Origin of the sequence: Nitrosomonas supralitoralis (genome assembly GCF_003011925.2) — a bacterium.
Lineage (GTDB): Bacteria > Pseudomonadota > Gammaproteobacteria > Burkholderiales > Nitrosomonadaceae > Nitrosomonas > Nitrosomonas supralitoralis.
The window spans coordinates 21,383-27,906 of sequence record NZ_PXXU01000045.1; the positions used below are offsets into that span (position 1 = coordinate 21,383).

Sequence of the window (6,524 nt, forward strand, 5' to 3'; positions counted from 1 at the left end):
TATCTTGGTGTGCTACGTGCCTTGTGCTGGCAATGTTGCCGGCTGCATTGCTTGCTGCTGAGCGTCTTGTTCCGCAAGCCGCTGCAATACACTGTTCGCAAGCGGCTGTGCATCAGTGAGATTGCGGAACATCGCCAAGTACCCCTTGAATGCTTGTTGCGGCACCGTGACTGCGTAGATTAACTCAGAAAGTTCGTTTGTGCGCTGCGAAAGTAAAGTTATATCAGCAGGCACAAGCTCAAGCTGCGGCCTATTTATGATGTCGGCAGATCGTAGCGCGACGAACGCCATAATGAAATAGCGACCATGCCGAAAAAACATACGTCGATGGTAGCCAGTTTCAGATTGTTCCGTACCAGCAAGGATGCGGTCAATAAAGCGGTACATGCGAACGGATCGACATACTCGCACCCCAGACAAGCCCGCAGGAAACAGTTGCCCATACAAGGTGCCGCCTTGCTCCCATAAGCGACCAATCTCTTTCTTTGCAGCCACAACAAAATCAATTGCATTAATCGGTTTCGGTTGTTGTAGAAGCTCGGCAGATGCTCTTACCTTGAATGCCATGCACGCCATGGCAACAGCGGCTTCCTCCAACGTAAAAGTGTCGTCTCTTCGCACGCGTGCTTCGGCTGATGACCGATAGAAGTATGTAATTCCCGCTACTTTAAGCTCTTGACGAAGACGTTCCTGATTAGGATCGAGGGCGGCGAAGTCAACGCCGCGAACCACGTTCTGATAATTACGAGCGCTCGTGATTTTTCTACCGATGTCATCAACGTCATTGCCAATTTCAATAATGGTGATAAGCACCTTGGCGTCGGGTGAAATATCTCCAGCCAGGGTTGCTATGGTAATTGCACCTGCCGTCTGCGCACCGTTGACGATTGAAAGATTCTTCAGTCCAAAGGCGCATTTTAAGTTATTCCCAGGGGCTGGTGTGATTGCCTCTGCTACTGCGGTAATGCCATTATTAAGGTAAAAGAAATCACCGGGCCGGGAGCGCACCGTTCGTTCAATGGCTGTATTGACGCCAACAGAACCCAGGTAGTGCCGGATATTGCGCTCGAATAGCGCCTTGCCATGATCTTCAACCAGTTGGGCAAGAGCCGCTGCGCTGATCTGCCCGTAAAATGCTTTGCGTGGAGCTGTTGTACCAGCCCAGTTTTCCAAAGTGATCTGGTCGTCGACCGTTGCTGGCGCCTGTTCTGCAACAAGCCAAGCATAAATCTGCTCAAGACCGGTTGTGTACCATGTCATCACAGGCGAGAAGCGATTCAACTCGTCCCGAAAGGCATTTAAATCGGTTGTGACATGTGAGCCTACTTCGTCTCCAAGGAAGGTCAGAAGTAATTCAAGTTTTACGCCTGCCATATCAAGCGCATCCTCAATCTCATCAAGCCGGTTGCGAATTGCCTCATTAAACCGGTCGAATTGTCGTGCTTGAAGTGCTTTAACCCCGTTTATTGTCTTCAGAATATCGGCTTGCGTTGGTGCGGCACCTGTCTTCTTATATTTCGCTTGGACAAATACCAAACGATTACCAATACGATCAAAGTAAAGGGCATCGATGCCACCATCGTTACTGCCATCTGTAATAGCGCCGGTCGCCGTTGTGTCGTCAAGCTCGCACTGACTGGCTAGTGCGTAGGCCGCCAAGGAACGTGAAAGGCGGTCAAGGTCGTGCTGCTCCTCAGTCCAATTTTCTCGGCCCTGTTTGATTATCTTGGGAACGTTTGGAAAGAACCGGTTTCGCAGCGCGGCTTCGATCTGTACGATTTTTTCATCCCGGGGCGGCATGATGTCAGCTCAGCTTCCAGCGAATAACGAACAACGTCTGAACGGTTGCGGCTTGTTGCAGCTTCCCCTCAATCTGCGCAATCAGTTCCTCGCGTTGCTTGTCGACCTGGTCCTGTGCATCAAAGAGTGAGCGTCGCTTCAGATTGCGCTGCGCCTCTAACGATTTGACCAGTTTTTGTCCGGAGAGCTTTTCTTCCAGAGTCAGTGCAGTTACCGCAGTACGGCGCGCTTCCTTGATTTGGCGATCAATTTCTTTAATTTCTCTTTCCAAGCCAACCTTCAAGTCATCTGCCCAGCCATCAAGTTTATCAGCCTCAGCCTCGAAGAAACGGGCATTGCGTTCTGAAATATTGCGCTGTATGTCCAATTGGTGCTTTTGGGTTTGTGCTTCCAGAGACGTGATTTCCAGGACAGTCTGAACTTGGTTGATCACATTCCCAGGAAGAGTCATTAACCGTGCAGCAATTTCCTTATCTAATATTTTCCCATCATCGGTTTCTGCTGCAAAAATAAGATGATCTTCCGCTTGATCAAGTGATTCAACGCTAAAAAGCGAGAGAGTTAACCAGCCAGTCTTGCCAATGAATTCTTCTAGTAATGTAACCTTGCCATCGTACTGCTGATAATCAAAATGAATTTCTGCTGGAGGCAGGTTGCGCATTTTGGCCTGCGTAATAAGTGTTTCAGCAAGTGGATGATTGAGGCGATAAAGATGCGCTTCACCGGATCGTCGCGGCAGTTCATATAATCCAACTGGGATTGTTGCAGCCTGCTCCGGAAAAGGCTGTTTCTCCAGGCGGAACGAGGAATCATCCAGAAACTCCGCGCGGCTATTGAGTTCATATTGGGTAAGCTGCATCAGCAAACGTTCGTAATGATTGAGGTAAGCTTTTGATGCCTCGTCTCGCACTTTGAGTTTTTCACGCACCTCGTCATCAAAATTATCTAATAATTGTTGACGTGTGCGTGTCATGGATTCATTGATTTCCAGGCTCAATTCGAGCTGGAGCTGATCAAAAGCTGTTTGAATTTCTTCCTGCATACGGCAGTGTTGGTAGATGGCAGCTATGCGTTTCTCAAAATCAACACCCGATTCAATAGCTCCCAATACTTCATCGCTGGCACCAAAAACACCTTCAAATAGTTTGAATTTCTCTGCCAATAATTCGAAAACGCGCTTGTCCGCAGCATTCTTGCGGTTAAGGAAATTTACAACTACGACATCATGTTTTTGCCCATAGCGGTGACAGCGCCCGATTCGTTGTTCGATGCGTTGCGGATTCCATGGCAGGTCATAATTAACTACCAGTGAGCAGAACTGTAGGTTGATACCTTCGGCACCTGCTTCAGTAGCGATCATGATGCGTCCTTCTTCACGAAAATAATCGACCAGTGCCGAGCGCATATCTGCGGTGCGTGACCCTGTTACTCGGTCGGTGCTTAGGTGACGTTCAAGCCACTGATTATAGATAACTTTGGATTGATCATCGGTATTAGTGCCATTGAAAAGTACTATACCTTTAGCAAAAGGACTGTCTGCCAGCAGGCGCAATAAATAGTTTTGTGTGCGGCGTGATTCGGTGAAGATGATTGCTTTCTCTGCTGCGCCAAGTTCTTTTGCCTTGGCAAATGCAATGCTTAGCGCTTTTAGCAGCGCCTTACCCTTGGCATTATGGTCAATTGAAATGGCAAGCGTGGCGAAAGCATCAAGCTCGGCAATTTCCTGTTCGAGAGCCTTGCGATCATTCTCGGTGAGAAGTTCGACCGATTCGTCCTCCGTCCATTCCTCAGCGGTTTCATTGAGCGCTTCGTAATCCTGGTCCAGTTCATCTTCAATCGATTCTGCGGATTTTTGTTTGCCCAGCTTGCGTTTGAGTCGAGTTGAAATCGAAGTCAGCGCACCCGCAATGGCAAAGGTGGATGAAGCCAGCAACTTGCGTAACACCAGTGTCATCAGGGAACGCTGGCTTGATGGCAGCGCTTGTAGATTGTCACGTTGCAGATATTCAGAGACAAGGTGGTAAAGACGATCTTCGCTTTCTTCCGGAGTAAATTCCTCCACCAACGGCAGGCGCTTGGTGTATGGAATATAGGCAGAAACCTGGCGGCGTAGCGTTCGATGACAAACCGGCTTGAGCCGAGCCTTGAGTGTCTGAAATACTTGTTCCTGGTTCAGATTGGAAAATTGCTCACGGAAACTTTTTAAATCACCGAAAGTATGTTCATCAATAAAACTCACCAGTCCATAAAGTTCCAACAATGAATTTTGTAGTGGTGTCGCTGTAAGCAGTAGCTTATGTTTACCTGCTAATGCCATCTTCAGCGTATTTGCTATGACATTGGATGGCTTATAAACATTGCGCAGTCTATGTGCCTCATCAATAACAACCAAATCCCAAGGTATTGAATGAACATCTGCTGCCTTACCTTTTGCGAACTGGTATGAGCAGATAATGATTTCAGGTAATTCAAATGGACGAAATCGGTCTTGTTTGATCGCAGCATTATAGGATTTGGCTTCGAGGATAAAACAGGGAAGAAAGAATTTTTCAGTTAACTCCTGATGCCATTGTTTACGTAGGTTTGATGGTGTAATAATTAGGATGCGTCGTTTACGCTCAGCCCATTTCTGGGAGAGGACTAGCCCAGCCTCAATGGTTTTGCCTAATCCCACTTCGTCAGCAAGTAGCGCACCTTTTGAAAGTGGTGAGTTAAAAGCAAACAAGGCAGCATCCACTTGATGCGGGTTGATATCCACCTGAGCGCTGGCTACTGCGCCTGCTAATTTCTCAGCGCTATCTGTTGGGAAACGACGCGTGAGTTCGTACGCAAAGTATTTTGCCTGGAAAGCTGTAATCATTAGCCGAAGTTCATTAACAATTATTCCAATTTCTGTCGACCTGAATGATTAAACAAAAGGATTATTATAATTGTAAATATTCGGAAATATACTATCCATGTTTAGAATAACCTAGAAAAATTACAGAACCTTGTTTGTAATAAAACATTAACCGCAAAGCAACGCGGAATTAACCTCAGAAGAGATTTAAGTCAGCTTGAGTTGATTCCAAATCTTTTTTACTTTATCAATAAATATACTGTTTCTTACTAGCTGTATCAATGTCAGAGCTAGAGAAAAGGCTATTGTTTACAAATTATGTTGTTATTTAGACATATCCTTGGATGTAATGTGGTGATTTTTAAACCGGCTTACTTAATTCATATAGCGACCAACACCGACAGACAAATTTATTTATTCGGAACTAGATTTATTTCTCATCAATTTAGAATTGAAACCATATTGATTAAGTTCTGATTGGAGTATGCCGTAAATTCTCTCCATAAAAGCTACTAACATCATCGCTAAATGGATGGAATAAAATATATCACACAGCAAACAATGAAAGATGAAGTGCTCCGTAAGATTGGAAGCAACTTGTTGTTATTCCAGAAAATCGAGGGTCTACTGAAATTGTTATTGGGTAACTCGCATGTGCGGGGCACAACCAGTGACATTCTCGCAAACTGGAGTACTTCGAACACTCTATCGAGTTCGCCCAAAGTAAAATTGAGAAAAACAAAGTGCCTATTTATAACCTTAAAATAACCTCAATTAAGAAACCTCCTATTTTTATAATCAAAACCGTAATTATGATGATGGAGAAACGATGCCAAGAAGAAAAACCGGTTTAGTAGAAGATCTACTGGAAATTACTGCAGCACTTCCCTGGTGGATGGGCGTTACTTTAGCTGCTATCGTTTATGGTGTTTTGCATCAATATGCTTCACTTGAAATGTCGGCTAACAATATTCCTGGACAGATCGGCCATAGGGTCGTTGAACAGATAGGTCGAACTTTCGCCTACTACGGACAATACGTTCTGCCATTGCTATTTTTGTTTGGTGCGCTAGTATCCTTTCTAAAGCGACGTAAGCGTATGGGCCTTATCCGAGCAGTGGGCAACGGAAGATCTGACGATGTTATACGTGACATATCTTGGAGAGACTTTGAGTTGCTTGTCGGAGAAGCTTTCCGAATGCGTGGATTTTCAGTTATTGAAACTGGCGGAGGAGGTGCTGATGGCGGCATTGATCTAGTACTCAAAAAAGATAGCGAGTTATTTCTTGTTCAGTGCAAACAGTGGCGAGCTTACAAGGTATCAGTCAACGTTGTGCGTGAGCTGCTTGGTGTAATGATATCAAGGAGAGCGACGGGTGGATTTGTTGTAACCTCAGGTGTTTTTACTGCGGAAGCACACTCTTTTGCCAAGGGGCAAAACATTGAACTAATTGATGGTTCCAAACTTGCGATAATGATAGAAAAGGCACGTAACGTTGCTTCTATTAGCGCTTCTACAGAAGATAGTGCTTGTCGGTCATTCACAGAAATCCCTGCTATGTCGATACCCACCCCTATCTGTCCTCAATGTGGTGACACGATGGTGAAGCGAGTGGCCAAGAAAGGTGTGCATGTGGGAAATGTATTTTGGGGATGCACTGGATTCCCAAAGTGCCGTGGAGTTCGATCTGTTGATTAATGTGGTGAGAAAACATTACTTATTCCAAATACTTGGCATCAGTAATAATCTCGAAGAAACCCACTGCTAGTAAATTATAATCCACTCATGTGTGGCGGCATTCAATATCAGGATCATAAAATTTACTTCCCTCAGCCCGATGCGAGGCTACCCGTAAAGCTTAGGCACGGTGATGTAACCTGGATT

At 45.5% G+C, this 6,524-nt stretch carries 3 protein-coding genes; 1 reads left to right on the forward strand and 2 read right to left on the reverse strand.

The window, feature by feature from the left end; translation table 11 throughout:
* Positions 1 to 12: 12 nt before the first annotated feature.
* Entirely contained in the window at positions 13 to 1,800 is a 1,788-nt protein-coding gene (locus C7H79_RS12935; RefSeq protein ID WP_106707666.1) for an AIPR family protein, read from the reverse strand.
* A 4-nt stretch (positions 1,801 to 1,804) separates the two neighbouring features.
* Entirely contained in the window at positions 1,805 to 4,660 is a 2,856-nt protein-coding gene (locus C7H79_RS12940) for an SNF2-related protein (protein ID WP_106707667.1), read from the reverse strand.
* Between the two features lie 808 nt (positions 4,661 to 5,468).
* Between C7H79_RS12940 and C7H79_RS12945 the strand changes: the two genes are divergently transcribed.
* Positions 5,469 to 6,338 (forward strand): restriction endonuclease, encoded by an 870-nt coding sequence (locus C7H79_RS12945; protein WP_106707668.1) that lies wholly within the window; start codon positions 5,469 to 5,471, stop codon positions 6,336 to 6,338.
* Positions 6,339 to 6,524: the final 186 nt, after the last annotated feature.

Bases quoted from the DNA above. Each gene is read 5' to 3' on its own strand.
- C7H79_RS12940 (WP_106707667.1), bottom strand. From the start codon at position 4,660: ATGATTACAGCTTTCCAGGCAAAATACTTTGCGTACGAACTCACGCGT.
- C7H79_RS12945 (WP_106707668.1), top strand. From the start codon at position 5,469: ATGCCAAGAAGAAAAACCGGTTTAGTAGAAGATCTACTGGAAATTACT.
- C7H79_RS12935 (WP_106707666.1), bottom strand. From the start codon at position 1,800: ATGCCGCCCCGGGATGAAAAAATCGTACAGATCGAAGCCGCGCTGCGA.